Below are 26386 nucleotides of genomic sequence, written 5' to 3' on the forward strand. Positions count from 1 at the left end.
AAGCAAGGTTGAGGTCAAGCCGTGTTGGGGCGCGCGGAGCAGGAACTTCGCGGTCGTTCCGGGGGTGGTTCCGGCGTGCGGGGCGTTGTCAGTGCGGTGCGCCACCATGAGGGGCATGGTGCGGAAGGCGAGGAACACGCGGGTGGCGGCGGCACGGCGGCCGGAGGTGCGGCTGCCGCAGCTGGGTCCGTTCGGGGGCGGCGGGCTGGAGCCGGACGGGGACTACGACGGTCTGGAGCTGGCTGGGCTGGATCTGGCGGGTGAGGACGGGGCGGGCGCCAGGTTCCTGGACTGTGCGCTGCGGGACTGTGTGCTGGACGAGACCTCGCTGACGGGCGCGCGGTTCATCGACTCGGTGCTGACGGGGGTGCGGGGCGTGGGGACGGATCTCGCGGGCGCGTCCCTGCGGGACGTGGAGGTCGTCGACGCGCGCATGGGAGGGGTCCAGCTGCACGGGGCCGTGCTGGAGCGGGTGGTGGTGTGGGGCGGGAAGATCGACTATCTGAATCTGCGCAACGCGCGGCTGAAGGACGTCGTGTTCGAGGGGTGCGTGCTGTCCGAGCCGGACTTCGGGGCGGCGCAGCTGGAGCGGGTGGAGTTCCGGGACTGTGCGCTGCGGCAGGCCGACTTCAGCGGTGTGCGGATGCGGGACGTCGATCTGCGGCACGTGGCGGAGCTGGAGATCGCCAGGGGGATGGAGGGGCTCTCCGGGGCGGTGATCAGCACTGCCCAGCTGATGGATCTGGCACCGGCGTTCGCGGCGCAGCTGGGGGTGCGGGTGGAGGACTGAGGTCCCGGGGCTCCCGGGGCGCACGGGGTCCCGCAGCCGGGAGCCTTCCGGGGTCCCGGAGCGGGGGTGTCAGGGGGTGCGGGGGAAGCGGGCCTGCAGGTCCCAGACGACGGGGTTGTCGGCGAGGCCTTCGTGCATGTCGGTGAGGTCGGCGATCAGGTCGTGGAGGAAGTCGCGGGCCTCGCGGCGCAGTTCGCCGTGGTTGAAGGTGAGCGGGGGCTCGTCGCCGGGCATCCAGTCGGCCTCGACGTCCACCCAGCCGAAGCGACGCTCGAAGAGCATGCGGTCGGACGACTCGGTGAAGTCCAGCTCGGCGTGCTGCGGCTGCGCGGAGCGGCTGCCGAGCGGGTCCCGGTCGAGCTGCTCCACGATGTCGCACAGCGCCCAGGCGAAGTCGAGCACCGGCACCCATCCCCAGGCTGTGGACACCTCCTGGTCGGCCTTGGTGTCCGCGAGGTAGACGTCACCGCAGAAGAGGTCGTGGCGCAGCGCGCGGACGTCCGCGGTCCGGTAGTCGGTCTGCGGCGGGTCGGGGAAGCGGCGGGAGAGGGAGTAGCCGATGTCGAGCACTCGTCGATGGTGTCATGCGCGGTACGGAGTCTCGTACGCCCAGGTCGTACGGGACCGGGCAGGGGCCGGGTGGCCAGGGATGTGGTGGCCGGGGATGTCATGGTGAGGGGCCGGGTGGTGAGGTGTGCCCGTTGCCCGCGTCGCGGGCTGAGCAGGTCGTCGATCAGTGCGCGCTGACGGGCGCCGCCCCCTCGCCGGTGCTGTCCGCGTCCCGCGCCGGTGTCGCGTCGGCCGCTGCGGCAGATCTCCCAGCCGTTGCGGCAGGTCTCCCGGCCGACGTGGTGGGGAGGGGAGGCCCGGTCGGCGCGAGGCTCACGGCAGCAGTCGCTGCTCCTTCGCCACGGCCACCGCGCCCGCCCGCGTGTCGACGCCCAACTTCGCGTAGATACGGCCCAGATGGGTCTTCACCGTCGCCTCGCTGATGAACAGCGCACGGGCGATCTCACGGTTGCCCAGGCCGTGGGAGAGCTGGCCCAGGATGTCCAGCTCGCGTGTGGTGAGGGCCGGGCGGGCCGAGCCGCGCATGCGGTCCATCACTCGGCCGGCGACCGGCGGCGAGAGGGTCGTGCGGCCCTGTGCGGCGGAGTGGATCGCGGCGAAGAGCTCCTCGGGGCGTTCGGCCTTCAGCAGATAGCCGGTCGCGCCCGCCTCGATGGCGCGGGTGATGTCCGCGTCCGTGTCGTACGTCGTGAGGACGAGCACATGGGTACGCGCGCCGGGGAGTGCGGCTATCCGGCGGGTGGCCTCGGCGCCGTCGATGCCGGGGCCCAGCTGGAGGTCCATCAGCACCACGTCCGGCTTGAGCTTCGCGGCCATGGCCACGGCCTCCTCCCCGCTGCCCGCTTCGCCGACCACCTCGATGCCGGGTTCGCTGCCGAGCAGGGCGAGGAGTCCGGCGCGGACGACGGCGTGGTCGTCGCAGAGCAGGATCCTGACGGTCATGGCGTCTCCCGGGTGTCCTGTGCGTCCAGCACGGCGCGGGTGTCCCGGGTGTCCTGGGTGTCCCGAGTGTCCCGGGTGTCCAGCGGGACCGCCGCCGAGAGCACCGTGCCCTCGCCGGGCGTGGACTCGACGGTCAGGGTGCCGCCGAGCTGCCGGACGCGCGCCCGCATGGCGGGCAGCCCGTGTCCGCGTACACCGCCGCGGGTGCGCGCGGGTTCGAAGCCGCGGCCGTCGTCCGCGATGTCCAGGACGATCTGGTCGTCGAGGTAGGTCAGGGTCAGGGCGGCGGAGGTGGCTCCGGCGTGCTCGCGGACGTTGGCCAGGGCGCCCTGGGCGATGCGCAGGAGTGCCGACTGCACCCGGTCGGGCAGTGGAACCGGCGTCCCGTCGACCCGGAATCCCGCGGACTCCCGTGCGGAGAGGGAGCGCAGGGCCTGCTCCAGGCCGCCGCCCTCGGCGAGATCGGCGGGCGCGAGGTCGTGGACGAAGCGGCGGGCCTCGGCGAGATTGCGTTCGGCGATCGATTCGGCGGTACGGACGTGGCGGCGTGCGGTCGTGGGATCCGCGTCCCAGGTGCGTTCGGCGGCCTGGAGCAGCATCTGCTGGCTCGAAAGGCCCTGGGCGAGGGTGTCGTGGATCTCCATCGAGAGCCGCTGGCGTTCGGCGAGGGTGCCTTCGCGGCGTTCGGTGGCGGCGAGTTCGCGTCGTGTGCTGAGCAGGTCGTCGATCAGTGCGCGCTGACGGGCGGCGAGGCGTTCGGCGTGGACGAAGACGGCGGTGGCGATGGCGGCGACGGCGGGCGGGGCGATCACCAGGTTGGGGTCGAAGCCGCCGTGCGCGAGCTGGAGCTGCGCGGCCACGACGAACGCGGTGAGCAGCGCGACCAGGACCAGCGCGGCCCGCGGCGGGAGGGTGCGCAGGCCGGTGTAGAAGAGCGGCACCGCGCACCAGGCGAAACTGGGCGCGAGGACGACGAGGACCATCCAGACGGCGACGACGGTGCCGAGCCAGACGAGCCGGCGGGGCGTGGCGCGGGAGCCGAGGGCCGGGCCGAGGACGTACAGCGCGGCGAGCGCGGCCGACAGGCCGATGATCCACGGGGAGCGGCCCTCCCAGGGGTGCCGCAGCAGGTAGCGGACGAGCGAGGCGCCGAGGAGGAGGAAGAACGCGGCGTGCATGACCCACGCGAGCCGTCGGGTGTCGGGGTCTCGACTGCCGGGTTGGCGGCTGCCCGGGGCGTGGTCGTCGAGGTCGCGACCGCCTGGCTCGGGACCGCTTGGCTCGCGACTGCCCGGCTCGCTCGTGCCCCGGTCGCTCGTGCCCGTGTGGTTGTCGGGGTCCGGCCCAGGGGCTGCCCCGGGGGTCTGTTCCACCGTCCACCACTCCTCGCTGACCTGCATGGATGCACCCATGGTGACCCGGCGGAACCATGCGCGCATCAGCCGATCGGCTGACCTGCCCGTCGGCCGTCAGGCATGCCGGAAGCATCCGCTCCGTCGACCGTGGGGCGCCGTCCTCGGACCGAGGATCGATCCCATGAAGGAAGCGAACGACACGAGCAACAGGAAGAGCACGAAGAACATGAAGAAGATCTCGCTGCGCGCCCGCGTCCTGACCGGCGCCGTCGCCGCCGCCGCGCTCGGCGCCGGAACCTTCGGCACGGTCTCCGCGAACGCCGCCGCCCCGGCCGCCCCCGCATCCTCCCCGGCCGCGGCCGCGGCCGACACCGCGCACCGCAACCTCCACCAGACCACGCACCTGACCGCCGACGCGGCGGCCAGGGCCGCCCGGGCCGTGCTGGAGGCCGCGCAGGACGAGAACCAGCGGGTGACCGTCGCCGTCGTCGACCGCAACGGCAACGCCATCGTCACCCTGCGCGGCGACGGCGCGGGCCCGCAGTCGTACGAGTCCGCGCAGCGCAAGGCGTTCACCGCGGTCGCCTGGAACGCGCCCACCTCCGAGCTGGCCGGGCGGCTCCAGCAGGCGCCGAACCTGAAGGACATCCCGGGCACGCTGTTCCTCGCCGGCGGTGCTCCCGTCCAGGTGAAGGGCGCGCCGATCGCGGGCATCGGTGTCGCGGGCGCCCCGAGCGGTGACCTCGACGAGAAGTTCGCCCGTGCCGGCGTCGCCGCCCTTGCCAGGTAGCGGCGCAGGGTCACCGTCGGCGTTCGGGCAGGTCACAGGCGTCCGCACGTCGTCGCCCGGAGTCCGTGTCTCCCCACCGACGTGTGGTGGATCACCACGGCACACGGCGGAATCGGACATTCCGCACATAGGATCGCCGTGTGGACCAGCGACTGCTTCTCCGTACCCTGGCGTCCGTCGCCGCCCTCACCGTGCTCACGGCCTCGGCCTCGGCCTGCACGGCGAACAGCGACGGCGCCGGGGGAAGCGGCTTCGGCCGCGGTGTCGCCGGAACGCCCGGATCGGCCGGTCTGCGCGACCCGTACTTCCCCAAGCTCGGCAATGGCGGCTACGACGTCCAGCACTACGCCCTCGCCCTCGACTACGAGCCGAAGCCGAACGAGCTCGCCGGCACCGCGACCATCACCGCCCGTGCCACCCAGAACCTCAGCGCCTTCAACCTCGACCTCCACGGACTGGACGTCGAGGGCGTGACCGTCGACGGCGCCCCGGCCATCGTCCAGCGCAACGGTGACGAGGTGACGGTCCGCCCGCGCGACGGCCTCGGCAAGGGCAGCGCCTTCAAGGCCGTCGTCCGCTACACCGGCAGCCCGGTCACCCTCACCGACCCCGACGGTTCCAAGGAGGGCTGGCTGAGGACCGAGGACGGCGCCTTCGCGCTCGGTGAGCCGCAGGGGTCGATGGCGTGGTTCCCCGGCAACCACCACCCCAGCGACAAGGCGACGTACGACATCACCGTCACCGTTCCCAAGGGTCTGACCGCGGTCTCCAACGGAGAGCTGAGGTCCCAGCGGCCCGCGGCCGGCGGCAGCCGCACGTCCTTCGCCTGGCGCTCGGCCGAACCGATGGCGAGTTACCTCGCGACCGTCGGCATCGGCGAGTACGACATCAAGAGCTCCCGCCCCGCGCAGGGCGTCCCCGTGTACACGGCCGTGGACAAGACCGTCGCCGAGGAGAGCGACGAGACGCGCGCCCGTATCCCCGAAGTCCTGGACTGGGCGCAGGAGAACTTCGGCCCGTACCCGTTCTCCTCCACCGGGGCGATCGTCGAACGCGAGGGGGACGCGGACTACGCGCTGGAGACGCAGACCCGGCCCGTGTACCCGGCCGGAGCCTTCAACGTGGACTTCCTCGTCCATGAAACGGCCCACCAGTGGTACGGCAACTCGGTCTCGCCGAAGGCGTGGAAGGACGTGTGGCTCAACGAGGGCTTCGCGACCTACGCGGAGTGGCTGTACGGCGAGGACTTCGAGGGCGTCACCGCCCAGAAGCATTTCGAGGACGCCTTCGCCGACAAGGGGAACTGGGTCTTCCCGCCCGCCGATCCGCCGGTGAACAACCTCCTGGGCGATCCGGTGTACGAGCGCGGCGCTATGGTCCTGCACAAGATCCGCCAGGCCGTCGGTGACGACGCCTTCTTCGCCCTCCTGAAGGACTGGCCGCGGACCCATCGTCATGGCAACGCCTCCACCGAGGACTTCGTCGCCTTCGTCGAGAAGACGTCGGGCAAGGACCTCACCGCCCTGTGGGACGTCTGGCTGTACGGCAAGGACAAGCCGGCGAAGCCGTAGACATGCCATAGCCCGGCCGTGGTCACGGGCCGGGCCGTACTCCGGTCACGGCCCCGGCAATGCTCACGCGCCCCGACCATGCTCACGCGCCCGGCCCTGCTCAGGGCGCCCGGGCCGTGGTCATGCGCTCGGCCCTGGTCAGGGTGCCCCGGCCATGCCGAAGGCCCCGGCCGGGACGGCGGCCGGGGCCTTCGGGGTGTACGTACGCCGGATGACCCGGACGTCGACTCAGACGTTGACGCCGAAGTCCTGGGCGATGCCGACCAGGCCCGAGGCGTAACCCTGGCCGACCGCGCGGAACTTCCACTCCGCACCGTTGCGGTACAGCTCGCCGAAGACCATGGCGGTCTCCGTGGCGGCGTCCTCGCTCAGGTCGTAGCGGGCGATCTCGGTGCCGCCGGCCTGGTTGACGATGCGGATGTACGCGTTGCGAACCTGGCCGAAGTTCTGGCTGCGGTTCTCCGCGTCGTAGATGGAGACGGGGAAGACGATCTTCTCGACGTCGGGAGCGAGACCCGCCAGGTTGACGTTGATCTGCTCGTCGTCGCCGCCGCCCTCGCCGGTGCGGTTGTCACCGGTGTGGACGATGGACTGGTCCGGCGTCGACTTGTTGTTGAAGAAGACGAAGTGGCCGTCGGAGACGACCTTCCCGCCGTTGTTGACCGCGATCGCCGAGGCGTCGAGGTCGAAGTCGGTGCCGGTGGTGCTACGGACGTCCCAGCCGAGGCCCACCGTGACGGCGGTCAGGCCCGGTGCCTCCTTGGTGAGCGAGACGTTGCCGCCCTTGGACAGGCTTACAGCCATGGGGAGGTCCCTTTCCTGGTCGAGTGCAGTGCGGTCGGGCTTCGTGATTCCCGAAGCTACCGTCACCGTGCATAACGCGGGCGAAGGACCGCCAGGTTCCCCGTTTCCCCGCTAAAAGAACATGACGCGGATCGCCCACAGACGCGACCATGGGACACATGTCCGGGCCCTACCTCATCCGAGGCTCCGTCTCCCTGCCGGAGGCCGAGCTCATGTGGCGTTTCTCGCGGTCGTCGGGTCCCGGCGGTCAGCATGTGAACACGAGCGATTCGCAGGTCGAGCTCCGCTTCGACCTCGCGGCGACGGAGTCGCTGCCACCCGTCTGGAAGGCGCGAGCGCTGGAGCGCCTCGCGTCCCGGCTGAACGGCGGCGTGATCAGCGTACGGTCGTCCGAGCACCGCTCCCAGTGGCGCAACCGGGAGTCGGCGGCCGTCCGGCTGGCCGCGCTGCTCGCGGAGGCCACGGCTCCGCCGCCGCGGCCGCGGCGCCCCACGAAGATCCCGCGCGGCATCAACGAGCGCCGTCTGCGGGAGAAGAAGCAGCGCGCGCAGACGAAGCGCGGCCGCACCGGCCGCGACTGGTAGCCCTGGACGGCCCACCCCCCGGCCCCTCGCCCCCGGACCTCGACCCGCCCCCCTCGACTCCTCGCCCCGGACCTCGACCCCCTGCCACCTCGCCGCCGGGGCCCCCTCGCCCCGTGCCGACGTGCGTCCGTCAGCCCAGGTGCCGGTAGCGCCCGCGGAAGTACATCAGTGGCCCACCGTCCGGGCCGGGCACACCCGCGCTGAGCACACGGGCGATCACGAGAGTGTGGTCGCCCGCCTCCACGCGCTGTTCCGTACGGCACTCCAGGACCGCCAGCGCACCGCCGACGAGCGGTGCGCCGCACACCTCGCCCCGGGCGTACGCGATGTCCTCGAAGAGGAGCCGGTCGCTGATGCGGCCCTTCATGGAGAAGCGGCCGGCGATGTGCCGCTGGTTCTCGGAGAGCAACGAGGCGCCCCACACCGGCTGCTCCGCGAGCAGGTCGTCCATGCGCGAGCCGTTGCGCAGACTCACCATGACGAGCGGCGGGTCCAGGGAGACCGACATGAACGCCGTCGCGGTCATGCCGACGTCCTCGCCGCGCGGGCCGTCCTCCGCCAGCGGCGGTTCGTGGGCCGTCACCAGCACCACTCCGGCGGCCAGCCGGGACATCGCGGCACGGAACTCTTCGTCGCTCACCCCCTCAGCATGGAGGATGGCTTCTGCACTCGGGGCGGGGGTCGTCTGCGGCACGACCGGAACGCTAGCCGTGCCCCCGCTCGGCCACATCGGGCCAGGGGACCATCCAGGTCCTAGGACTCGGGACCGGTACGGCCGTCGGCCGAATTTGCGTTCAAGAAGCGATGGGCGGCTCCCACGGCCCTCGTATCTCTCTTCATCATCTGTTGTGACTTGAGTCACAGAGCCCAGGAATTGTTGACCCTGTGTACCGGGTGGACAGCTCGCTGTGATTCAGTGGCGGGAACACTGCGCCGAACACGGTGCACCGACAGCGCCCGATGAGAAACCTGGAGTCAGCTGTTCGAGGTCTCGGGGAGAGCGAGCGATGGAGACCGAGTCGGAGCCGTACGTCCGTCTTGCGACCCTGAGGCAGCTGCATCAGGTCGTAGCGGACCTCAACACGGCCCGAAGCCTGGCGGACACGCTGCAGACCGTCGCCGACGGCATCGTGGCCGGGCTCGGGTACGAGCTGGCATGCGTCAATCTCGTACGCCCCGACGGGGACCTCGTCGTCGCCGCCTTCGCCGGGAACACCGCGGCGGAAGCCCTGATCACCGGCCGGGTCGGCTCCCGCGCCTCCTGGGAGCGCCGCCTCGGGATGGGCGAGGCCTGGGGCGAGTTGCGCTTCATACCGCACACCGAGGGCTGGGTGCTGCTGGAGGACGACGTTCCGCAGTGGTACACGGAAGGCCCCGAGCCCCGCTTCGAGGACGAGTGGCACCCCCAGGACCGGCTCTACGCGCCGATGTACGCATCGGGCGGCGGACGCGAACTCCTCGGTGTCATCTCGGTCGACAAGCCGCGCAACGGCCGCCGTCCCGGCGCCTGGGGCCAGGAGGCGCTCCAGATGTACGCGTCGCAGTCCGCGATTGCGATCAGCAACGCCCGGCTCCGAGCAAACATGCAACGCGCGCTGGTCCGCCTGGAGCGTGAGCAGCAGGCCCTGCGCGCCAGTGAGGAGTCGTTTCGGCAGGCGTTCGAGTACGCGCCGAGCGGCATGGCCATAGCCGAGATGGGCGGGGACCAGCACGGCCGGCTGCTGCGCACCAACGACGCCCTGTGCCGGCTGCTCGGCCGCCCCGCGTCCGCGATGCGCCGCTACTCCTTCTCCGATCTCGTCCACCCCGAGGACATCGGCACCCTGCTGCGCACCTCCGCCGAGGGCGGCCGGGCCGAGCTGCGTCTCGGTCGCCGCGACGGGACGTACGTCTGGGTCTCGCTGCGCAACTCCGTCGTCGCCGACACCGCCGACGGCCCCCGTTTCCTGCTCACGCACGTCGAGGACATCGAGGAGCGCAAGCGCCACGAGCTGCAGCTCGCGCACCGGGCCAGCCATGACGCGCTGACCGGCCTGCCCAACAACGCGGAGCTGCGCGCCCGGCTCAGTGCCCGGCTGTGCGAGCGGCCCCAGAGCGCGCGCCAGGCCATCGGCCCGACGCTGCACACCCGGGACTACCAGAGCCCGTACGGGGACGGGAACGGCTTCGGCGAGTACGGCGACAACGGCTACGGCGACAACGGATTCGGCGACGCCGGATACGGGGAGAACGGCTACCCGCCCGGTTACGAGGACGGTGGCGAGGGCAAGCCCCGCTTCCGCGCCGACGGATTCGACTTCGATACGCCGGGCAGTGCGTACGACCATCATGTGCATGCCGTCGCCCCCGCCCTGGACGGGGAGGCCGACGACGGTACGAAGGGCCTCGCCGTCCTCTTCTGCGACCTCGACGGCTTCAAGTCGATCAACGACCGCTTCGGGCACAACACGGGCGACGCCGTCCTCATCGAGGTCGCGCGCCGGCTCACCACCGGCGTGCGTGACGGGGACACGGTCGCGCGGCTCGGAGGTGACGAATTCGTCGTCCTCGCCGACGGCCTCACCGCGGTGGACGCCGCCGACCTGGCCGTACGCCTGCGGAACGCGATCATTCCGCCGATCCGGGTGGACGGGCGGGCGGTCCGGGTCGGCGCGAGCTTCGGAATCGGCTGGGCGGTCTGCGGTATGTCCGTAGAAGAGGTACTTCAGTCCGCTGACCAGCGCATGTACATCGAGAAGCGGTCCAGGGCCAAGGTCCACAGACGCGCGGGATAGCCGGCGGCCGGGGAGCGGCGGGGAACCGGCCGGGGGTGTGGACCGTCCTTGGAGTGACTCGAACGGGGTAGGCTCGGCCGGTCGGCGACGGCTGGCGAGCATGGATAGGAGTGACCCAGGGATGACGGCCGGGAACAACGGCGCGAGCACGCCCGAGGACGAGGATCCGTTCGGCTACCTCTACGCGGACGGGCAGCAGGCGGGTGCCACACCTCCCCGTCAGGGCGGTGGCTACGGCTACCCCGGTCCGGCCGCCCAGCCCGGGGTGCCCAGGACGTCGTACAACCAGGTCAGAACTGTCGGCGAGCGCCAGTACGGGCAGCCGCAGGCGCCGCAGCAGCCGTACGGCCAGGTCCCGCACCAGCAGCCCTACGGCCAGCAGCCCAGCCCCCAGTACGCGGCTCCCGAGACGTACCCCGGCGGTGCCCCGACCCGCCAGGTCCCGCTGCCCCAGGGCGGCGGCGGCCGCGGCAGCGGGCCCAACACCAGGGGTCTGCTCATCGGCGCCGTCGCCGTGGTGGCCGTGGTCGTCGTCGGCATCGGCGCCGCCCTGTGGACCAGCGGTGGCGACGACGAGGACGACCCCCGGGCCAACCCGGGCAACAGCGCGCCCGCCGACGAGGTGGGACCGAGCGACGAGGCGTCCAACGGCTCCGACGAGAAGCCGGCCGAACTCCCGAAGCAGGACGCGGCGACGCTGAAGCTCGGACCGCCGGCGGTGCTCGCCAAGGACATCAAGGGCGCGCAGGGTGCCGACGGCGCCTACGTGACCGGCTTCAACGCGGTCGGCGCCTCGGTGACCTGGAACGCGAGCGTGGAGAAGGCGGGCAACTACCGCCTGTACGTGCGGTACGCGATTCCGGCCAAGGACGCCAACGCGACGCTCACCGTCAACGGCAAGGCGAACTCCAACCCCATCGGCCTGAAGAACTTCATCGGTTCCTCGGACCCGAACTTGGAGAAGAACTGGCAGACCACGTGGGCGCCGGTCACCCTGCAGAAGGGCGAGAACGAGCTCAAGCTCTCCTGCGAGCAGGGCAACCAGTGCGACGCGATCCTCGACTACCTCGAGGTCAAGACCGGCTGATCATCCGGGAGTGCCGAACGCGCCCCGAGCGGATCATGCCGCCGGGGCGTGCTCCGTCACCGTGATCCTCGGCAGCAGGTCCTCGTAGGACGCCCGGTCGAAGTCGCCGGCCGTCGGAGCGAGGACCGTCGCGGTCGCGAGGGCCACCGCGCGGGTGAGCCGGTCGGGCCAGGGCAGGGACTCGACGAGACCCGAGAGCAGGCCGGCGACGGCCGAGTCGCCGGCGCCCGTCGGGTTGCCGAGGACCGTGCCCGGCGGGGTGGCCTGCCAGGTGCCGTCGGGAGTGGCCGCGAGGATGCCGTCAGGGCCGAGCGAGGAGACCACCGTGCGGGCCCCGCGGCGGCGGGCGTCGTGGGTGGCGCGCAGGGGCTCGCGGGAGCCGGTGAGCTGGGCCAGCTCGTCCGCGTTCGGCTTCACCAGGTCGGGACGGGCCGCGATACCGCGGCGCAGCGGTTCGCCGCTGGTGTCCAGCAGCGCGGGGACGCCGGCCGCCCGCGCCCGGCGGATCAGCTCCGCGTACGCGCCCACATGGATGCCCGGCGGGAGGCTGCCGCACAGCGCGACGGCTTCGGCGTCGCGCAGCAGCGACTCGTACGAGGTGAGGAACGCGGCCCATTCGTCGGGCGTGACGGTGGGGCCGGGCTCGTTGAACTGGGTCGTGTCACCGCTCGCCGCGTCGACCACGGCGAGCGTGCGCCGGGTGGTCCCCGCGACGGGCACGAGCGCGTCCCGCACCGGCAGAGCGGCCAGCTGTGCGCGCAGGATCTCGCCGGTGGTGCCGCCCGCGAAGCCGGTGACGACCGCGTCGTGGCCGAGCGTCGCGAGCACCCGTGCGACGTTCAAGCCCTTGCCGCCGGGGCGCTCGATGACCTCGGAGACCCGGTGCGAGGTGTGCGGCAGGAGGGCGGGGACCCGGTAGGTCAGGTCGAGGGCGGCGTTCAGCGTGACCGTGAGGATCACCTGTGACACCCCCTGAACATGCGCTTGGCTTCGCCGGACGGATCCTGATCATGCCAAAAAGTAGGCGGTTGGCCCAGCCCCCCGTCGGCCAACCGCCCGCGCATGCCGGGTCTCCTACGGCTCGACCACCCACGCGCCCTTGCGCATCACGCCCTTGAGCCCGAACTCCGCGTCCAGGACGACCAGATCCGCGTCCTTGCCGGCTTCCAGCGAGCCGACGCGGTCGTCGACGCCCAGCAGCCGGGCCGGGTTGGCGGAGATCGCCTGGACGATGTCCTCGACCGGCAGCCCGTCGACGGCAGCGGCCCGCCGGAACGCCGTGTCCAGGGTGAGCGTGGAGCCGGCGATCGAGCCGCCCTCCACCAGCCGGGCGACGCCTTCCTTGACCTCGACCTCCAGCGGACCCAGGTGGTAGACACCGTCGCCGAAGCCCGCCGCGTCCATCGCGTCCGTGATGAACGCGACCCGGGCGGCCCCCGCGCGGTGGAACGCCAGTTCCAGCGCCGCCGGGTGCAGATGCGTGCCGTCGTTGATCAGCTCGACGGTGATCCGGTCGTCCTCCAGCAGCGCGGCGATCGGGCCCGGGGCCCGGTGACCGAGGGTCGGCATGGCGTTGAACAGGTGCGTGGCGACGGTGGCGCCCGCGTCGATGGCCTCGACGGTCTGCTCGTACGTGGCGTCGGTGTGGCCGATCGCCGCGATCACGCCGCGCTCGGCGAGCATCCGTACGGACTCGATGCCGCCGGGCAGTTCGGTGGCGAGCGTGACCATCCTCGCCGTACCGCGGGCGGCGTCGATCAGCTTGCGCACCTGCGCCGGATCGGGATCGCGAAGCAGCTGCTCGCTGTGCGCGCCCTTGCGGCAGGGGGAGATGAAGGGGCCTTCGAAGTGGATGCCGGCCAGATCGCCCTGCTCGACCAGTTCGGACAGGAACCCGGCCCGCCGGGTGAGGAAGTCCATGTCCCCGGTCACGGTGGAGGCGACCATCGTGGTGGTGCCGTGCTCGTGGTGGGTGCGTACGCCCGTGAGCACGTCCTCGGCCGAGCCGGAGGTGAAGGAGGCCCCGCCGCCGCCGTGGTTGTGCATGTCCACGAAGCCGGGGACCAGCCAGTGGCCGGACAGGTCGACGGAGGGCGCGTCGGCGGGGGCGTGCCCGGCGATACGGGTGCCTTCGACGATCACGCGCCCGTTCTCGACGACGCCCGTGGGCAGCACCACCCGGGCGCCCGTGAGAACCATCCGGTCGGCCATCAGGCGGTTACCTCCGTGGTGAGTGTTTCGGATGCGTCGGATGTCGCGGCTGTGCCGGGGGTGTCGAGCAGGTCCCAGGCGAGGAGGCCCGCGCCCAGGCAGCCGGCGGTGTCCCCGAGGGCCGCCGGGACGATCTCGGGCAGCTTCTGGAAGGTGACGCGTGCCTCCACCGCGGCCCGCAGGGGCGTGAACAAGGTTTCTCCTGCCTCGGCGAGCCCGCCACCGATGATCAGGGTGCGCGGGTCCAGCAGGGTGAGCGCGGTGACCAGCCCGTCGGCGAGCGCGTCGACCGCGTCCTGCCACACCCGTACGGCGTTCTCGTCCCCGGAGGCGACGGCCTTGGCACAGTCCGCCGCGTCCGCGCCGGGGTCGCCGCTTGCGGCGGCCCAGGCCCGGGACACGGCGGAGGCCGAGGCCAGGGTCTCCAGGCAGCCGCGCTGTCCGCAGCCGCACTCCGGGCCGCCGGGCCGCACGACGACATGGCCGATCTCGCCCGCGTACCCGTGGGCGCCGGCCTCGATCGCGCCGCCGATGCCGATGGCTCCGGCGATCCCGGTGCCGAGGGGGACGAACAGGAACCGGTCGGCGCCGCGGCCCGCCCCGATGCGGCCTTCGGCGAGTCCGCCCGTGCGTACGTCGTGGCCGAGGGCGACGGGGACGCCGCCGAGCCGCTCGCCGAGCAGATCGCGCATGGGGACGTCGCGCCAGCCCAGGTTCGCCGCGTACACGGCGATGCCCTGCGCGGCGTCGACGATGCCCGGTACGGCGACCCCGGCGGCCGCGGCGCTCTCGCCGTACCGCTCCTCGCCGTACGCGCGCAGCTCCGCGGCGAAGCCGAGAATGGTCTCGACGACGGCGTCGGGACCGCGCTCCCGGCCGGTCGCGCGGCGTGCCTCGTACAGCAGTGTCCCGTCCGCCCCGACGAGGGCGGCCTTCATCCCGGTGCCGCCCACATCGAGGGCGATGACGTGTCTCACGCGTACAGTCTCGCGCGCGGACCCAAGACAGGTCTAGTCCACTACTCCGGATTGTTGCGGTCGCATACAAAGCGATGACCGGTTCGTTTCGCAATCAGGAGCGGTGTGGTGTAGACCTCTACCTTTAACGATCAACAGAACAAGGGTTGGGGACGGGTCGTGCAGCGGCGCTTCATGGGACTGGTCGCGGCGGGGGCCGCATTCGGTATGACGGTGATGCTCGCGGGCTGCGGCACCACCGGCGGATCGGACGGCGTGACCCTCAGGCTCGTCGCCGCCGACTACGGCAACGGCGCGGCCGACTCCTCGCAGGCGTACTGGGACGACCTCGCGCGGGACTTCGAGTCGGGCAACCCCGGCATCAAGGTCGACGTCGACGTCTACTCCTGGAAGGACGTCGACCGGAAGGTCGCCGAGATGGTGGACGCCGGCAACGCGCCCGACATCGCCCAGATCGGTGCGTACGCCGACTACGCGAACCAGAACAAGCTGTACCGCGTGGAGGAACTCGTCACGATCCCCACGCAGGCGAACTTCCTTCCGATGCTGAGCGACGCGGGCCAGAGCGGGCGCGTCCAGTACGGTCTGCCGTTCGCGGCCAGCACGCGCCTGCTGTTCTTCAACGAGGAACTCTTCGACGACGCGGGCGTCGAGGCGCCGAAGACCTGGCCGGAACTGCGCGCCGCCGCGCAGAAGCTGAAGGCGCGCGGGGTGACGTACCCCTTCGCGCTGCCGCTCGGCTCCGAGGAGTCCCAGGCCGAGACCATGATCTGGCTGCTGAGCGGAGGCGGCGGCTACCGCGACCGCAACGGCGGGGAGTACCAGATCGACTCCGAGCAGAACATCGAAACGTTCCGCTGGCTGAAGGACAAGCTCGTCACCCCGGGCCTCACGGGCCCGGTCCCGCCGGGCAAGCTGGACCGCGCGCAGGCCTTCGAGGCGTTCACGCGAGGTGAGGTCGGCATGCTCAACGGCCACCCCACGCTGATGCAGCAGGCCGAGAAGAAGGGCGTGAAGGTCGGGATGGTGCCGATGCCCGGCGCCGAGGGCCGGGCCAAGGCGTCGATGGGCGTGGCCGACTGGATGATGGCGTTCAAGCAGCACGGCCACCGCAAGGAGATCGGCCGCTTCCTCGACTTCGCGTACAGCGACAAGAACGTCCTGGAGTTCTCCGACCGCTACGACATCCTGCCGGTCACCGTCAGCGCGAGCGACACGATGGCGGCGGACACGAAGCACAAGGACCTGTGGGAGTTCCTCGACGCGCTGCCGACGTCCGAGCTGTACCCGTCCGGCGAGATGTCGTGGGCGAAGGTCAGCGCGAGCGTGAAGCAGAACATAGGCCAGGCGGTCGCGCCGGACGGAAACCCGGAAGCGGTGCTGAACCGGATCGCGAACGACGCGGCGAAGGCCGAGATCGAGGCGGACGCGTCGAAGTAGACGCCGGAGCGCCCAGCGCCCAGCGCCCAGCGCCCAGCGCCCCGCGCGCCGCCGGACCTGGACCGTGCCGGACCCGGACCGTGACGGACCCGGACCGCTCCGGTGCCGGGCAAGCCCGGAGGCCGGGCGGTCCGGTGGGAGTTCACCCGGGTGGAGGCGCCGGTCGCTGTCCGGGTGGGCGGTTATGTTGCTGATATGACCGACGAACTCTCCGAACGGGACCGCGCCGTCCTCGCCGTCGAGCGCGCGTCCTGGCCCGGTCCCGGCGCCAAGGAGCGGGCGATACGGGAGGATCTCGGGATCTCCCCGACCCGCTACTACCAGCTCCTGAACGCCCTCCTGGACGATCCGCGCGCCCTCGCCCACGACCCGGTCACGGTGAACCGCCTGCGGCGCGTCCGCGAGGCCCAGCGCGAGAGGCGCTGACCCGGCGCGTTCCGGCGCCGCGCGCCGTGGCTGAGGCGGGGCCGCGTCGATAGGGTCGGGGTATGGGCAGCTACTCGGACGCACTGCCGGAGCCGGCCACCGCCGCCGGCCGGGACGGACTCACCGCGGTTCTCGATCGCCCCGGGGACAGCGTCGTCGCACTCGACTTCGACGGGACACTGGCGGACATCGTGCCGGACCCGGAGCAGGCCAGGGCACACCCCGAAGCCGTGCCGGCGCTCGCCGAACTGGCACCGCTCGTCGCGTCCGTCGCCGTCGTGACGGGACGGCCCGCCGGGGTCGCCGTGCGGTACGGCGGCTTCGCCGGTGTCGCAGGACTCGAACACCTCGTCGTGCTCGGTCACTACGGCGCCGAGCGGTGGGACGCCGTCAGCGGCACCGTGCACGCCCAGCCCGAGCATCCCGGCGTCGCCGCCGTGCGGGCCGAGCTGCCGGGCCTCCTCGACGCGATGGGCGCCTGGCAGGGCACCTGGATCGAGGAGAAGGGCCGCGCGGTCGCCGTGCACACGCGCCGCGCCGAGGACCCGCAGGCCGCGTTCGAGGCACTGCGCGGGCCGATCGCCGACCTCGCCGCCCGCCACGGCCTGATCGTGGAGCCGGGCCGGCTGGTCCTGGAGGTGCGCCCGCCCGGCATCGACAAGGGCATCGCGCTCGCCGAGTACGTACGCGAGACGAAGGCCGCGGCGGTCGTCTACGCGGGCGACGACCTCGGCGACCTCGCCGCGTTCGCCGCGGTCGACAAGCTCCGCTCCGACGGGGTGCCGGGACTGCTCCTGTGCAGCGGCAGCTCCGAGGTCCCGGAGCTCGCCGAACGCGCCGACCTGCTGCTCCCCGGCCCCGCCGGCGTCGTCGGCTTCCTCGCCGGCCTCGCCGCCACGATCAAGCGCCGAGGATAGGTCGATTCTCGCGGTGGGCCGATTCCGCGGAACGGCCCACCCGCAGCGCGGGGCGCGCGGCGACCGGTGCGTGCGATCGCGAGACGGAGGCCGGTCTCCGTACCGGCTGCGCCGTACCGGCTGCGCCGTACCGGCGTACCGCCGGACGTCGTGCGTCAGGCGGTACTTGCCGGGCACACGGCCCCGGCGGGGTGCGGCGGTTCGGCCGTGTCAGCCGGGCCGCCCGCCCTCGTCGAGCGACTCCAGGGCGTGCAGCTGGTCCAGGAACCACTGCTGGGGCGGCAGCGCGGTCGCCGCCGCGGACAGGCGCTTGCTGCGTTCCGCCCGTTCGGCGTCCGGCATCGCGAGCGCGTGGTACAGGGCGTCGGCCGTGCCCGAGACGTCGTACGGGTTCACCACCAGCGCGTCGTCGCGCAGTTCCGCGTACGCGCCCGCCTCCCGCGACAGCACCAGCGCGCAGCCCGCCTCCGAGACGACCGGGATCTCCTTGGCGACCAGGTTCATCCCGTCCCGGATGGGGTTGACGAGCGCGACGTCCGCCAGCCGGTACGCGGCCAGTGAGCGCGCGAAGTCGTCCTTGACGTGCAGGAGTACGGGCGTCCAGCCCGGCGTGCCGTACCGGGCGTTGATCTCCTCCGCGACCCTGGAGACCTCCGCCGTGTAGTCGCGGTAGACGGCGAGGTCCTGCCGCGACGGGTACGCGAAGGCGATGTGCACGACCCGCTCGTGCCACTCCGGGTGTTCGTCGAGCAGCGTCCGGTACGCCAGCAGTCCGCGCACGATGTTCTTCGACAGCTCGGTACGGTCCACCCGCACGATCGTCCGGCGCCGGCCGGGCCCGCGCTCCTCGCCGCCGATCTGTTCGCGCAGGGCCGCCATCCGCTCGTCCACGTCCGGCCGCCGGGACCGCTCCCGCAGGAAGTCGGCGTCCGCGCCGAGCCCGTGCACCCCGAGCTCGGTCCGCCTGCGGCGGTGGCCGGGCAGCCGGAACTCGAGGCTGGGCGATCCGTCCTTGGGCCAGTGGCCGTCGATGTCGTAGTCCGTGAGGATCTGCCGGCAGCAGCTCTGGAAGGCGCCGAGCCAGCGCTGCGTCAGGAAGCCCAGCCTGCTCGCCCCGAGCATCCCGAGCAGCAGCTGCTCGGCGATGTCGTCCGGCAGCATCCGGAAGTACTCGGGAGGCGCCCACGGCGTGTGCGAGAAGTGGCCGATCCGCAGGTCGGGCCGGAGGTCGCGGAGCATCCCCGGCACCAGGGCCAGGTGGTAGTCCTGCACCAGCACGGCCGCTTCCGGGGCCGCGGACTCCGCCAGCGCCTGTGCGAACGCCTGGTTGTACGCCTCGTACGCCACCCACTGGCGCCGGAAATCGGCGTCGAAGACCGGCTCCAGCGGCGTCTGGTAGAGCATGTGGTGGACGAACCACAGCACCGAGTTGGCGATGCCGTTGTACGCGTCCGCGTGCACGGCGGCGTCGATGTCGAGCATCCGCACGCCCGGCTCGCCGATGCCGCGCCGCACCGCCTCACGGTCCCCCTCGCCGAGTGCCGAGCACACCCACAGGGCGTCCGTCTCGGGGCCGATGGCGGACAGCCCGGACACCAGGCCCCCGCCGCCGCGCCTGGCGTCGAGCGTGCCGTCCTCGCGGAACGCGTACGAGACGGGGCCACGGTTGGAGGCGACGAGTACTCGTGCGGCGTGCTCGGAGACGGCGTGCTCGAAGGCTGCGTTCTCAGAGACCATGTCGCGAACCTAGCCCTTCCTGGAACCGCTCAAACGTACGGCCGGTTTCCGTCGGCGGAGACCGGCCGCACCCTCACCCGATCAGTGGTTGCCGCGGTCGCGGGTCGCCGCGAGTGCGATGGCGCCGGCCGCCGAGAGCGCCAGGGCGACGCCGCCGAGCAGCCAGAGGCGCTCGCTGTCGTGGCCCGTCGCGGCCATCACGCCGGTGCTGCCGTGCCTGCCGCCCGCGGCGCGGTCGTCACCGTCCTCGCCGGCGTCGCCGCCCTGCTCAGGTTCGTCCTCCCGGCCCTGTTCCAGGCTGTCGTCATGGCTCTCCTCGTCGAGGTCCGCCTGCGATCCCTCCAGCTCCGCGGCCTCCTCGACCACGGGTGCCACCGAGCACAGCGCGTCGGCGCTGCCCGTACCGCAGTTGGAGCGCGGCGACGCGACGGCGAGGTTGCTGCCGAGCCGGCCGTTGCCTCCCGCCGCGGCGCTCGCACCCTCCGAGCCGTCCACGGTGACCGAGTACGTGATGGTCGCGGTCTTCCCGGCCGGGATGTCGCCGGAGTACGAGAGCACGGGCTCGGCGTAGCCGACCGTGCCGAGACTGGCCGTGGCGTTGCCGTCGTAGACGGCGTCGTCGAGGGTGTCGGCGAGATCGTCGGTGAACCGGACGCCCGGGTAGTCCCGCCGGCCGGTGTTCTTCGCCGTGATGGTGAAGGTGACGGTGCCTCCGGGGGCGACCGACTCCGCCGATGCCGCCTTGGTGATCTCCAGGTCGGGGACCGGTACGGACAGGGCGAGCGCCGACGGTACGTAGCTGTCGCCCTCCGTCTCGAAGGAGAGCGTGGCGGAGCGGGCGCCGGGACGGATCGCGTCGTCCGGCAGGGCGAAGTCCTTGGCGTCGATGCTGAGGTTGTCGCGCAGCCCCGGGGCGACCGCGCCCCGGGCGACGCCCGCGAAGAAGTTGTCGGCGCTGCCGGTGTCGGGGCCGGTCATGTCGCGGCCGTCGACGCGGAAGCGGTCGCCCGTGCGGTTGCGGTCGCCGCCGTAGGCCGTGACGGATGCGCGGATCTGCCCGGCGGAGCGGTGGAAGCCGTTGGCCGGGACGGTCGTGGCGGGGGCGCCGGGGCGCTGCAGGGCGTGTCCGCCGTAGATCTGGACGGTGCGCCGCTCGGGTGCGAAGCGCGCGTCCGGGGCGTCGTACGCGTAGACGACCGAGAGGGACCAGCCCGCGGCGCAGCCCCGGCCGGCCGGGGCCCAGACGCCGCCGACCGCGACGGTCAGCGGTTTGCCGGTGCCGACGACGCGGGCGAAGGCGCCGGTGACGTCGGCCTCGCCGGTGTAGTAGTGCGCTCCGGGTGCCGAGTCCGGGTCCCTGACCAGGTTCTCGGCGATGACCCCGACCGGCTTGTTCCGGTCGACACGGATCGAGGGCACGGACTTCAGCGGGTCGCCGGGGGAGGGGCGCGCGACGGATCCGGAGCCGTCGCAGCTGTTCAGCAGGATGCCGTTCGGGGCGCGGTACGTGCCGTCGTTGCCGCCCCAGAAGAGCCGGGCGTACGTGACGCGGGCGCGTGGCGGCACGGTGATCCGGCCGGTGCTGGACCCGTGGCCGGACGACATCCGGGCGGTGTCGAGCCGCCGCATCTCGAACTCTTCGAGCGGTGCTCCGCCGGTGCCGGTGGAGCCGTCCGTCCCGGAGGTCGCCGCCGTGCACCGGGCTGCCGCCTCGCGGGGGTCCGCGGGGCAGCCCAGGACCGTGTTGCCGATGGTGGTGAAGTCACCGTAGACCGAGGCGGCGTAACGCTTCTGGAAGGTGGAGGCAGCGGACTCGGGGGACACGGGGGACGCGGGGCCGGCGACGGCCGGACCGGTCGAGACCGTGGTGACGGTCGCGACGACCGTCAGGGCCCCGAGGAGACGGGGCAACCTGGAATGCCGGCGCCGAGCGCCCGTGGATCTCACATAGCCCATAAGTCCGAAATGTAGACAATGTGTCCGGCTGTGCCCGGTTACGCCGCGCCCGTGTCCCGCCGCTTACGCCGCCCGGCCCTTGCCGCGTACTCCGCGACCTCCGCCATCGGTGGCCGCTCCTCCGTGTCCACCGGATGCGTACGCGGGACGAAACCGTCCTCGCCCCGCTCGAATTGGGTCAGCGCGGGGCGCACCAGATGACCGCGGGACAGCCGCAGTTGCGCGGTGCGGTAGATCGCCGCCGCCATCCGGCCCAGCGCCTGCCCGTCCTGGTGGCGGTGCAGCCGCTCACCCACGTCCACCTGCGCCAGCGCGTCCAGGCCCACCGTGTGCAGCGCGTCCACCAGCAGGCCGAGCTCCACCCCGTACCCGACGGGGAACGGCAGCCGCTCCAGCAGCGAGCGCCGCCCCGCGTACTCGCCGCCGAGCGGCTGGACGAAGCCCGCCAGCTGCGGCCAGTGCAGATTGAGCAGCGGCCGCGCCACCAGCTCGGTCACCCTGCCCCCCTGGCCCGGGGTGCCGGCCAGCGGCCGGTCGTACATCGCCTTCACGAACTGCACCTCGGGATCGGTCAGCAGCGGGCCGACGATCCCGGAGACGAAGTCCGCGGAGAACTCCCGCAGGTCCGCGTCCACGTAACAGACGATGTCGCCGCTCGTCACCATCAGTGAGCGCCACAGCACCTCGCCCTTGCCGGCCACGGCCGGCACGCGGGGGAGTATCGCGTCCCGGTGCACCACCCGCGCCCCGGCCTTCGCCGCCACCTCGGCGGTGCGGTCCGTGGACCCCGAGTCGACGACCACCAGCTCGTCCACGAGCGGCACCGCGTCCGTCATCAGCTCACGGCGGATCACGGCGACGATCTCCCCGACCGTCGCCTCCTCGTTCAGGGCGGGGAGCACCACGCTGACCGTGGTGTTCTGCTTGGCGGCGAGCAGCTGGTCCAGTGGCCGGTCCGTCACCGACCAGGACCGCCGGGCGAGCCAGCGCTCCACCTCTTCCAGCACGTGATCTCCATCTCGCGGATCGGACGACCATCTCAAGCGTCCGGGGGTTCGGTTACAGTCTTGAACAACGCGGACGGCCGTCGTATGTCGGGGTCGTCGCGCGGACACAATCGAATACCGCTCATCCAGAGGGGCAGAGGGATACGGCCCGTTGAAGCCCCGGCAACCCTCCAGCCGTTCTCGGCGCACGTCACACGTCGCGCGCGAGGCTCACGGCTAGGGAAGGTGCCAATTCCGTCTCGCGGCGAGATGCGCCGCGGGGAAGATGAGGAGAAAGGGCCTCGCCTCCATGGCTGCGCAGACTGTTGCCACCACCAATGATTCTGCCGACACCTCCGGCACCGTCGATCTGGGCCCCGCCTCCGGGCTCTCCTGCCGCGAGTGCGGCGAGCGGTTCGCCCTCGGCTCGATCTTCGCCTGCGAGATCTGTTTCGGGCCGCTCGAAGTCGCGTACGACCTGCCGAGCGGCGACCCCGAGACGCTGCGCAAGCAGATCGAGAGCGGCCCGGCGAACATCTGGCGCTACGCCCCGCTGCTCCCCGTCCCCGCCGACGTGGCGAGCAAGCCGAACCTGAACCCGGGCTGGACCCAGCTCGTCCAGGCCGACAACCTCGCCCGCGAGCTGGGCGTCGAGCCGGGCAAGCTCTTCGTCAAGGACGACTCCGGGAACCCGACGCACTCCTTCAAGGACCGCGTCGTCGCCCAGGCCCTGGAGGCCGCCCGCGCCTTCGGCTTCACCACCCTCTCCTGCTCCTCCACCGGCAATCTGGCGGGCGCCGTCGGCGCCGCCGCCGCCCGCGCCGGATTCCGCTCCTGTGTGTTCATCCCGCACGACCTGGAGCAGGGCAAGGTCGTCATGGCCGCGGTCTACGGCGGCGAGCTCGTCGGCATCGAGGGCAACTACGACGACGTCAACCGCTTCTGCTCCGAGCTCATCGGCGACCCGGCGGGCGAGGGCTGGGGCTTCGTCAACGTCAATCTCCGCCCGTACTACGGCGAGGGATCCAAGACGCTCGCGTACGAGATCTGCGAGCAGCTCGGCTGGCGCATCCCCGACCAGATCGTCATCCCGATCGCCTCCGGCTCCCAGCTCACCAAGATCGACAAGGGTCTGCAGGAGCTGATCAAGATCGGCCTCGTCGAGGACAAGCCCTACAAGATCTTCGGCGCCCAGGCCGAGGGCTGCTCCCCGGTGTCCGTGGCCTTCAAGGCCGGCCATGACGTGGTCAGGCCGCAGAAGCCCGACACCATCGCCAAGTCCCTGGCGATCGGCAACCCGGCGGACGGCCCGTACGTCCTGGACATCTGCCGCCGCACCGGCGGCGCCGTCGAGGACGTCACCGACGAGCAGATCGTGGACGCGATCAAGCTGCTGGCCCGCACGGAGGGCGTCTTCACCGAGACCGCGGGCGGCACCACCCTCGGTGTGGCGAAGAAGCTGATCGAGTCCGGTGCCATCGACCCGTGCCTCACCACGGTCGTCATCAACACGGGTGACGGCCTGAAGACCCTCGACGCGGTGGCGCCCACGACGGGTATGTCCGCGGTCATCCGCCCCAACCTGGACTCCTTCCGAGAGGCTGGTCTCGCATGAGCGTCAACGTCCGCATCCCCACCATCCTCCGCACCTACACGGGTGGCCGGGCCGAGGTCGCGGCCGAGGGGGCGACCCTCGCCGAGGTGATCGCCGACCTGGAGCAGAACCACACGGGCATCGCGGCCCGGGTCCTGGACGACCAGGGCAAGCTGCGCCGCTTCGTGAACGTGTACGTCAACGACGACGACGTACGTTTCGAGCAGGGGCTGGAGACGGCGACGCCGGACGGCGCCGGCGTCTCGATCATCCCGGCCGTCGCCGGAGGCTGACCCTCACTTTCCGTAAGCAGAATTGCCCCCTCCGCAAGCTCCGTGGAGGGGGCAATTCTGCATGGTTGAGCGCGGTAGAGTTGGGGAAGCCCCCTCCGCTGCTTGTGCCAGGCGCATATGAGAATGCGCTCGCTCGCGATAAGAAGCAGCCAAAGTGTTCGAGCTTGTTGCACGTTAAGTGTGCTTTGCCCGGCCCGACTTGCCCGGGAATGCTCGTAATCCTCGTAAATCGTCCTTTCGGTCCTGCCCGGAATTCTCGTCCGATTGACCTGTTGCAGAGGGCAGTTGGACAGATACATTCAGCCGCGGTCGACGCGTTCCGGCGCACATCCACGCCACACATCGTGGGTGAGGTCTGACCCGGGTCCGCGAGGTGCGGTCCTGTGCAAGGGCCAGTAATAGGGGAGTTAGGCATGGCTCAGGGCACCGTCAAGTGGTTCAACGCGGAGAAGGGGTACGGCTTCATCGCGGTCGACGGTGGTGCGGATGTTTTCGTCCACTACAGCGCGATCCAGATGGACGGTTACCGCACCCTGGAGGAGGGTCAGCGAGTCGAGTTCGAGATCTCGCAGGGCCAGAAGGGGCCGCAGGCGGACATGGTCCGCGTAGCCGGCTGAGCGCCGACTGACTGCAGCAACGTGACGGAGGGCCCGTACCCGCACTGGGTACGGGCCCTCCGACGCGTCCGGAGCTTCGATCACTGAGCCCACCCTCCCGTCGGGGCTTCCTCGAAGCCGCTTGCACTCGAAGGGGTCGAGTGCTAATCATTGGCGTTAGCACTCTCCGGGTGAGAGTGACAACTAAGGACCGGGTCGGTGAGGCCCGCAGGCCGGGTGGGGCAAGGAACCACAAGGCATGCAGGCCGTCCGTCGCGGGCGCCAGCGCGGTCCGGAGAAATCCACCCCAGTCCGGGAGGACCACTTCACATGGCCAAGATCATCGCGTTCGACGAGGAGGCACGGCGCGGTCTCGAGCGCGGGATGAACCAGCTCGCCGACGCCGTCAAGGTCACCCTTGGCCCCAAGGGCCGGAACGTCGTCCTCGAGAAGAAGTGGGGCGCCCCCACGATCACCAACGATGGTGTTTCCATCGCCAAGGAGATCGAGCTCGAGGACCCGTACGAGAAGATCGGCGCCGAGCTGGTCAAGGAAGTCGCCAAGAAGACGGACGACGTCGCCGGTGACGGTACGACCACCGCGACCGTCCTCGCCCAGGCGCTGGTCCGCGAGGGCCTGCGCAACGTGGCGGCCGGCGCCAACCCGATGGCCCTGAAGCGCGGCATCGAGAAGGCCGTCGAGGCCGTCTCCGGCGCCCTGCTCGACCAGGCGAAGGAGGTCGAGACGAAGGAGCAGATCGCCTCCACCGCCTCCATCTCCGCCGCCGACACCCAGATCGGCGAGCTCATCGCCGAGGCGATGGACAAGGTCGGCAAGGAAGGCGTCATCACCGTCGAGGAGTCCCAGACCTTCGGTCTGGAGCTCGAGCTCACCGAGGGCATGCGCTTCGACAAGGGCTACATCTCGGCGTACTTCGCCACCGACATGGAGCGTATGGAGGCCTCGCTGGAGGACCCGTACATCCTGATCGTCAACTCCAAGATCTCCTCGGTGAAGGACCTGCTCCCGCTGCTGGAGAAGGTCATGCAGTCGGGCAAGCCGCTGCTGATCATCGCCGAGGACGTCGAGGGCGAGGCCCTGTCGACCCTGGTCGTCAACAAGATCCGTGGCACCTTCAAGTCCGTCGCCGTCAAGGCCCCGGGCTTCGGTGACCGCCGCAAGGCCATGCTCGGCGACATCGCCATCCTCACCGGTGGCACCGTCATCTCCGAGGAGGTCGGTCTCAAGCTGGAGAACGCCGGCCTGGACCTGCTCGGCCGCGCCCGCAAGGTCGTCATCACCAAGGACGAGACCACGATCGTCGACGGTGCCGGTGACAGCGACCAGGTCGCCGGTCGCGTCAACCAGATCCGCGCCGAGATCGAGAACTCCGACTCGGACTACGACCGCGAGAAGCTCCAGGAGCGCCTCGCGAAGCTGGCCGGCGGCGTGGCCGTCATCAAGGCCGGCGCCGCGACCGAGGTCGAGCTCAAGGAGCGCAAGCACCGCATCGAGGACGCCGTTCGCAACGCGAAGGCGGCCGTCGAGGAGGGCATCGTCGCCGGCGGTGGCGTGGCTCTCATCCAGGCGTCCGCCGTCTTCGAGAAGCTCGAGCTCGAGGGCGACGAGGCCACCGGTGCCGCCGCTGTGAAGCTGGCCCTGGAGGCCCCGCTGAAGCAGATCGCCGTCAACGCCGGCCTCGAGGGCGGCGTCGTGGTGGAGAAGGTGCGCAACCTGACCCCGGGTCACGGCCTGAACGCCGCGACCGGCGAGTACGTCGACCTGGTCGCCGAGGGCATCATCGACCCGGCGAAGGTCACCCGCTCCGCCCTGCAGAACGCGGCCTCCATCGCCGCGCTGTTCCTCACCACCGAGGCCGTCATCGCCGACAAGCCGGAGAAGGCCGCCGCGGCCGCTCCGGGCGGCATGCCGGGCGGTGACATGGACTTCTGATCGACCTGCTGGTTGATCGACCGTCCTGAACCG

At 71.4% G+C, this 26386-nt stretch carries 24 protein-coding genes and 1 riboswitch; of the genes, 13 read left to right on the top strand and 11 right to left on the bottom strand.

Features of this window, described 5'->3' with window-relative positions; genetic code table 11:
• Nucleotides 1-106 precede the first annotated feature (106 nt).
• Nucleotides 107-790 (top strand): pentapeptide repeat-containing protein, encoded by a 684-nt coding sequence (locus ACIQMR_RS23670; RefSeq protein WP_401390571.1) that lies wholly within the window; start codon nucleotides 107-109, stop codon nucleotides 788-790.
• A 69-nt stretch (nucleotides 791-859) separates the two neighbouring features.
• Here the strand turns inward: ACIQMR_RS23670 and ACIQMR_RS23675 are convergent, their stop codons facing one another.
• From ACIQMR_RS23675 to ACIQMR_RS23685, 3 genes are all read right to left on the bottom strand, one after another.
• Nucleotides 860-1360, bottom strand: a complete 501-nt coding sequence (locus ACIQMR_RS23675; protein ID WP_401390574.1) for a hypothetical protein — start codon at nucleotides 1358-1360, stop codon at nucleotides 860-862.
• 312 nt (nucleotides 1361-1672) lie between these two features.
• Entirely contained in the window at nucleotides 1673-2302 is a 630-nt protein-coding gene (locus tag ACIQMR_RS23680) for a response regulator (protein ID WP_401390577.1), read from the bottom strand.
• Nucleotides 2299-3480: a sensor histidine kinase gene (locus ACIQMR_RS23685; RefSeq protein WP_401391026.1), complete on the bottom strand. Its 1182-nt coding sequence runs from the start codon at nucleotides 3478-3480 to the stop codon at nucleotides 2299-2301. The genes ACIQMR_RS23680 and ACIQMR_RS23685 overlap by 4 nt, the downstream gene beginning before the upstream one ends.
• Before the next feature lie 403 nt (nucleotides 3481-3883).
• Here ACIQMR_RS23685 and ACIQMR_RS23690 point away from each other — a divergent pair, with 403 nt between their 5' ends.
• Nucleotides 3884-4447, top strand: coding sequence for a heme-binding protein (locus ACIQMR_RS23690; RefSeq protein ID WP_401391029.1), 564 nt, complete (start codon nucleotides 3884-3886; stop codon nucleotides 4445-4447).
• Between the two features lie 140 nt (nucleotides 4448-4587).
• On the top strand, nucleotides 4588-6018 hold the full coding sequence (locus ACIQMR_RS23695; RefSeq protein WP_401390580.1) for a M1 family metallopeptidase: 1431 nt from the start codon (nucleotides 4588-4590) through the stop codon (nucleotides 6016-6018).
• A 228-nt stretch (nucleotides 6019-6246) separates the two neighbouring features.
• On the opposite strand, the gene ACIQMR_RS23700 is transcribed toward ACIQMR_RS23695, so the two are convergent.
• Nucleotides 6247-6822 carry a TerD family protein gene (locus ACIQMR_RS23700; RefSeq protein ID WP_401390583.1) on the bottom strand — a complete coding sequence of 192 codons (576 nt, stop codon included), beginning with the start codon at nucleotides 6820-6822 and terminating at the stop codon, nucleotides 6247-6249.
• A 149-nt stretch (nucleotides 6823-6971) separates the two neighbouring features.
• On the opposite strand from ACIQMR_RS23700, the gene arfB reads away from it, so the two are divergent.
• Entirely contained in the window at nucleotides 6972-7406 is a 435-nt protein-coding gene (gene arfB / locus ACIQMR_RS23705) for an alternative ribosome rescue aminoacyl-tRNA hydrolase ArfB (RefSeq protein WP_266379520.1), read from the top strand.
• Nucleotides 7407-7536: 130 nt separating this feature from the next.
• Here arfB and ACIQMR_RS23710 read toward each other — a convergent pair whose 3' ends face one another.
• Nucleotides 7537-8046, bottom strand: coding sequence for a flavin reductase family protein (locus ACIQMR_RS23710; protein WP_401390587.1), 510 nt, complete (start codon nucleotides 8044-8046; stop codon nucleotides 7537-7539).
• 367 nt (nucleotides 8047-8413) lie between these two features.
• Between ACIQMR_RS23710 and cdgB the strand changes: the two genes are divergently transcribed.
• Both cdgB and ACIQMR_RS23720 read left to right on the top strand, forming a co-directional pair.
• On the top strand, nucleotides 8414-10180 hold the full coding sequence (gene cdgB, locus ACIQMR_RS23715) for a diguanylate cyclase CdgB (RefSeq protein WP_401390590.1): 1767 nt from the start codon (nucleotides 8414-8416) through the stop codon (nucleotides 10178-10180).
• A 121-nt stretch (nucleotides 10181-10301) separates the two neighbouring features.
• The gene (locus ACIQMR_RS23720) at nucleotides 10302-11267 is read left to right on the top strand and encodes a CBM35 domain-containing protein (RefSeq protein ID WP_401390593.1); all 966 of its coding nucleotides are present in this window, start codon (nucleotides 10302-10304) and stop codon (nucleotides 11265-11267) included.
• 33 nt (nucleotides 11268-11300) lie between these two features.
• Here ACIQMR_RS23720 and ACIQMR_RS23725 read toward each other — a convergent pair whose 3' ends face one another.
• The 3 genes from ACIQMR_RS23725 to ACIQMR_RS23735 form a co-directional block, all read right to left on the bottom strand.
• Nucleotides 11301-12227 (bottom strand): 1-phosphofructokinase family hexose kinase, encoded by a 927-nt coding sequence (locus ACIQMR_RS23725; protein WP_401391031.1) that lies wholly within the window; start codon nucleotides 12225-12227, stop codon nucleotides 11301-11303.
• Nucleotides 12228-12341: 114 nt separating this feature from the next.
• Complete coding sequence (gene nagA / locus ACIQMR_RS23730) at nucleotides 12342-13478, bottom strand: N-acetylglucosamine-6-phosphate deacetylase (protein WP_401390596.1); 1137 nt, start codon at nucleotides 13476-13478, stop codon at nucleotides 12342-12344.
• On the bottom strand, nucleotides 13478-14455 hold the full coding sequence (locus ACIQMR_RS23735) for an ROK family protein (protein WP_401390599.1): 978 nt from the start codon (nucleotides 14453-14455) through the stop codon (nucleotides 13478-13480). Before ACIQMR_RS23735 ends, nagA begins: the two co-directional genes overlap by 1 nt.
• A 174-nt stretch (nucleotides 14456-14629) precedes the next feature.
• Here ACIQMR_RS23735 and ACIQMR_RS23740 point away from each other — a divergent pair, with 174 nt between their 5' ends.
• The 3 genes from ACIQMR_RS23740 (at nucleotide 14630) to otsB (ending at nucleotide 17238) form a co-directional block, all read left to right on the top strand.
• Nucleotides 14630-15895 (top strand): ABC transporter substrate-binding protein, encoded by a 1266-nt coding sequence (locus ACIQMR_RS23740; protein ID WP_401391034.1) that lies wholly within the window; start codon nucleotides 14630-14632, stop codon nucleotides 15893-15895.
• A 195-nt stretch (nucleotides 15896-16090) separates the two neighbouring features.
• Nucleotides 16091-16321 carry a DUF3263 domain-containing protein gene (locus tag ACIQMR_RS23745; RefSeq protein ID WP_401390602.1) on the top strand — a complete coding sequence of 77 codons (231 nt, stop codon included), beginning with the start codon at nucleotides 16091-16093 and terminating at the stop codon, nucleotides 16319-16321.
• A gap of 62 nt (nucleotides 16322-16383) precedes the next feature.
• Nucleotides 16384-17238: a trehalose-phosphatase gene (gene otsB, locus ACIQMR_RS23750; RefSeq protein ID WP_401390605.1), complete on the top strand. Its 855-nt coding sequence runs from the start codon at nucleotides 16384-16386 to the stop codon at nucleotides 17236-17238.
• A 210-nt stretch (nucleotides 17239-17448) separates the two neighbouring features.
• Here otsB and ACIQMR_RS23755 read toward each other — a convergent pair whose 3' ends face one another.
• From ACIQMR_RS23755 to ACIQMR_RS23765, 3 genes are all read right to left on the bottom strand, one after another.
• Complete coding sequence (locus ACIQMR_RS23755; protein WP_401390608.1) at nucleotides 17449-18975, bottom strand: trehalose-6-phosphate synthase; 1527 nt, start codon at nucleotides 18973-18975, stop codon at nucleotides 17449-17451.
• Nucleotides 18976-19056: 81 nt separating this feature from the next.
• Nucleotides 19057-20886 (bottom strand): hypothetical protein, encoded by a 1830-nt coding sequence (locus ACIQMR_RS23760; RefSeq protein WP_401390611.1) that lies wholly within the window; start codon nucleotides 20884-20886, stop codon nucleotides 19057-19059.
• A gap of 83 nt (nucleotides 20887-20969) precedes the next feature.
• Nucleotides 20970-21938: a glucosyl-3-phosphoglycerate synthase gene (locus ACIQMR_RS23765; protein ID WP_401390614.1), complete on the bottom strand. Its 969-nt coding sequence runs from the start codon at nucleotides 21936-21938 to the stop codon at nucleotides 20970-20972.
• 118 nt (nucleotides 21939-22056) lie between these two features.
• A riboswitch (SAM riboswitch) is annotated at nucleotides 22057-22210 on the top strand.
• 17 nt (nucleotides 22211-22227) lie between these two features.
• Between ACIQMR_RS23765 and thrC the strand changes: the two genes are divergently transcribed.
• From thrC to groL, 4 genes are all read left to right on the top strand, one after another.
• Nucleotides 22228-23532 carry a threonine synthase gene (thrC, locus tag ACIQMR_RS23770; protein WP_401390617.1) on the top strand — a complete coding sequence of 435 codons (1305 nt, stop codon included), beginning with the start codon at nucleotides 22228-22230 and terminating at the stop codon, nucleotides 23530-23532.
• Nucleotides 23529-23804, top strand: a complete 276-nt coding sequence (locus ACIQMR_RS23775) for a MoaD/ThiS family protein (RefSeq protein ID WP_358664424.1) — start codon at nucleotides 23529-23531, stop codon at nucleotides 23802-23804. The genes thrC and ACIQMR_RS23775 overlap by 4 nt, the downstream gene beginning before the upstream one ends.
• Nucleotides 23805-24217: 413 nt before the next feature.
• Complete coding sequence (locus ACIQMR_RS23780) at nucleotides 24218-24421, top strand: cold-shock protein (RefSeq protein ID WP_003986833.1); 204 nt, start codon at nucleotides 24218-24220, stop codon at nucleotides 24419-24421.
• 309 nt (nucleotides 24422-24730) lie between these two features.
• Nucleotides 24731-26353 (top strand): chaperonin GroEL, encoded by a 1623-nt coding sequence (gene groL / locus ACIQMR_RS23785; protein WP_401390624.1) that lies wholly within the window; start codon nucleotides 24731-24733, stop codon nucleotides 26351-26353.
• Nucleotides 26354-26386 lie beyond the last annotated feature (33 nt).

The organism is Streptomyces sp. NPDC091376, from assembly GCF_044757085.1.
Taxonomy (GTDB): Bacteria; Actinomycetota; Actinomycetes; order Streptomycetales; family Streptomycetaceae; genus Streptomyces; species Streptomyces pratisoli.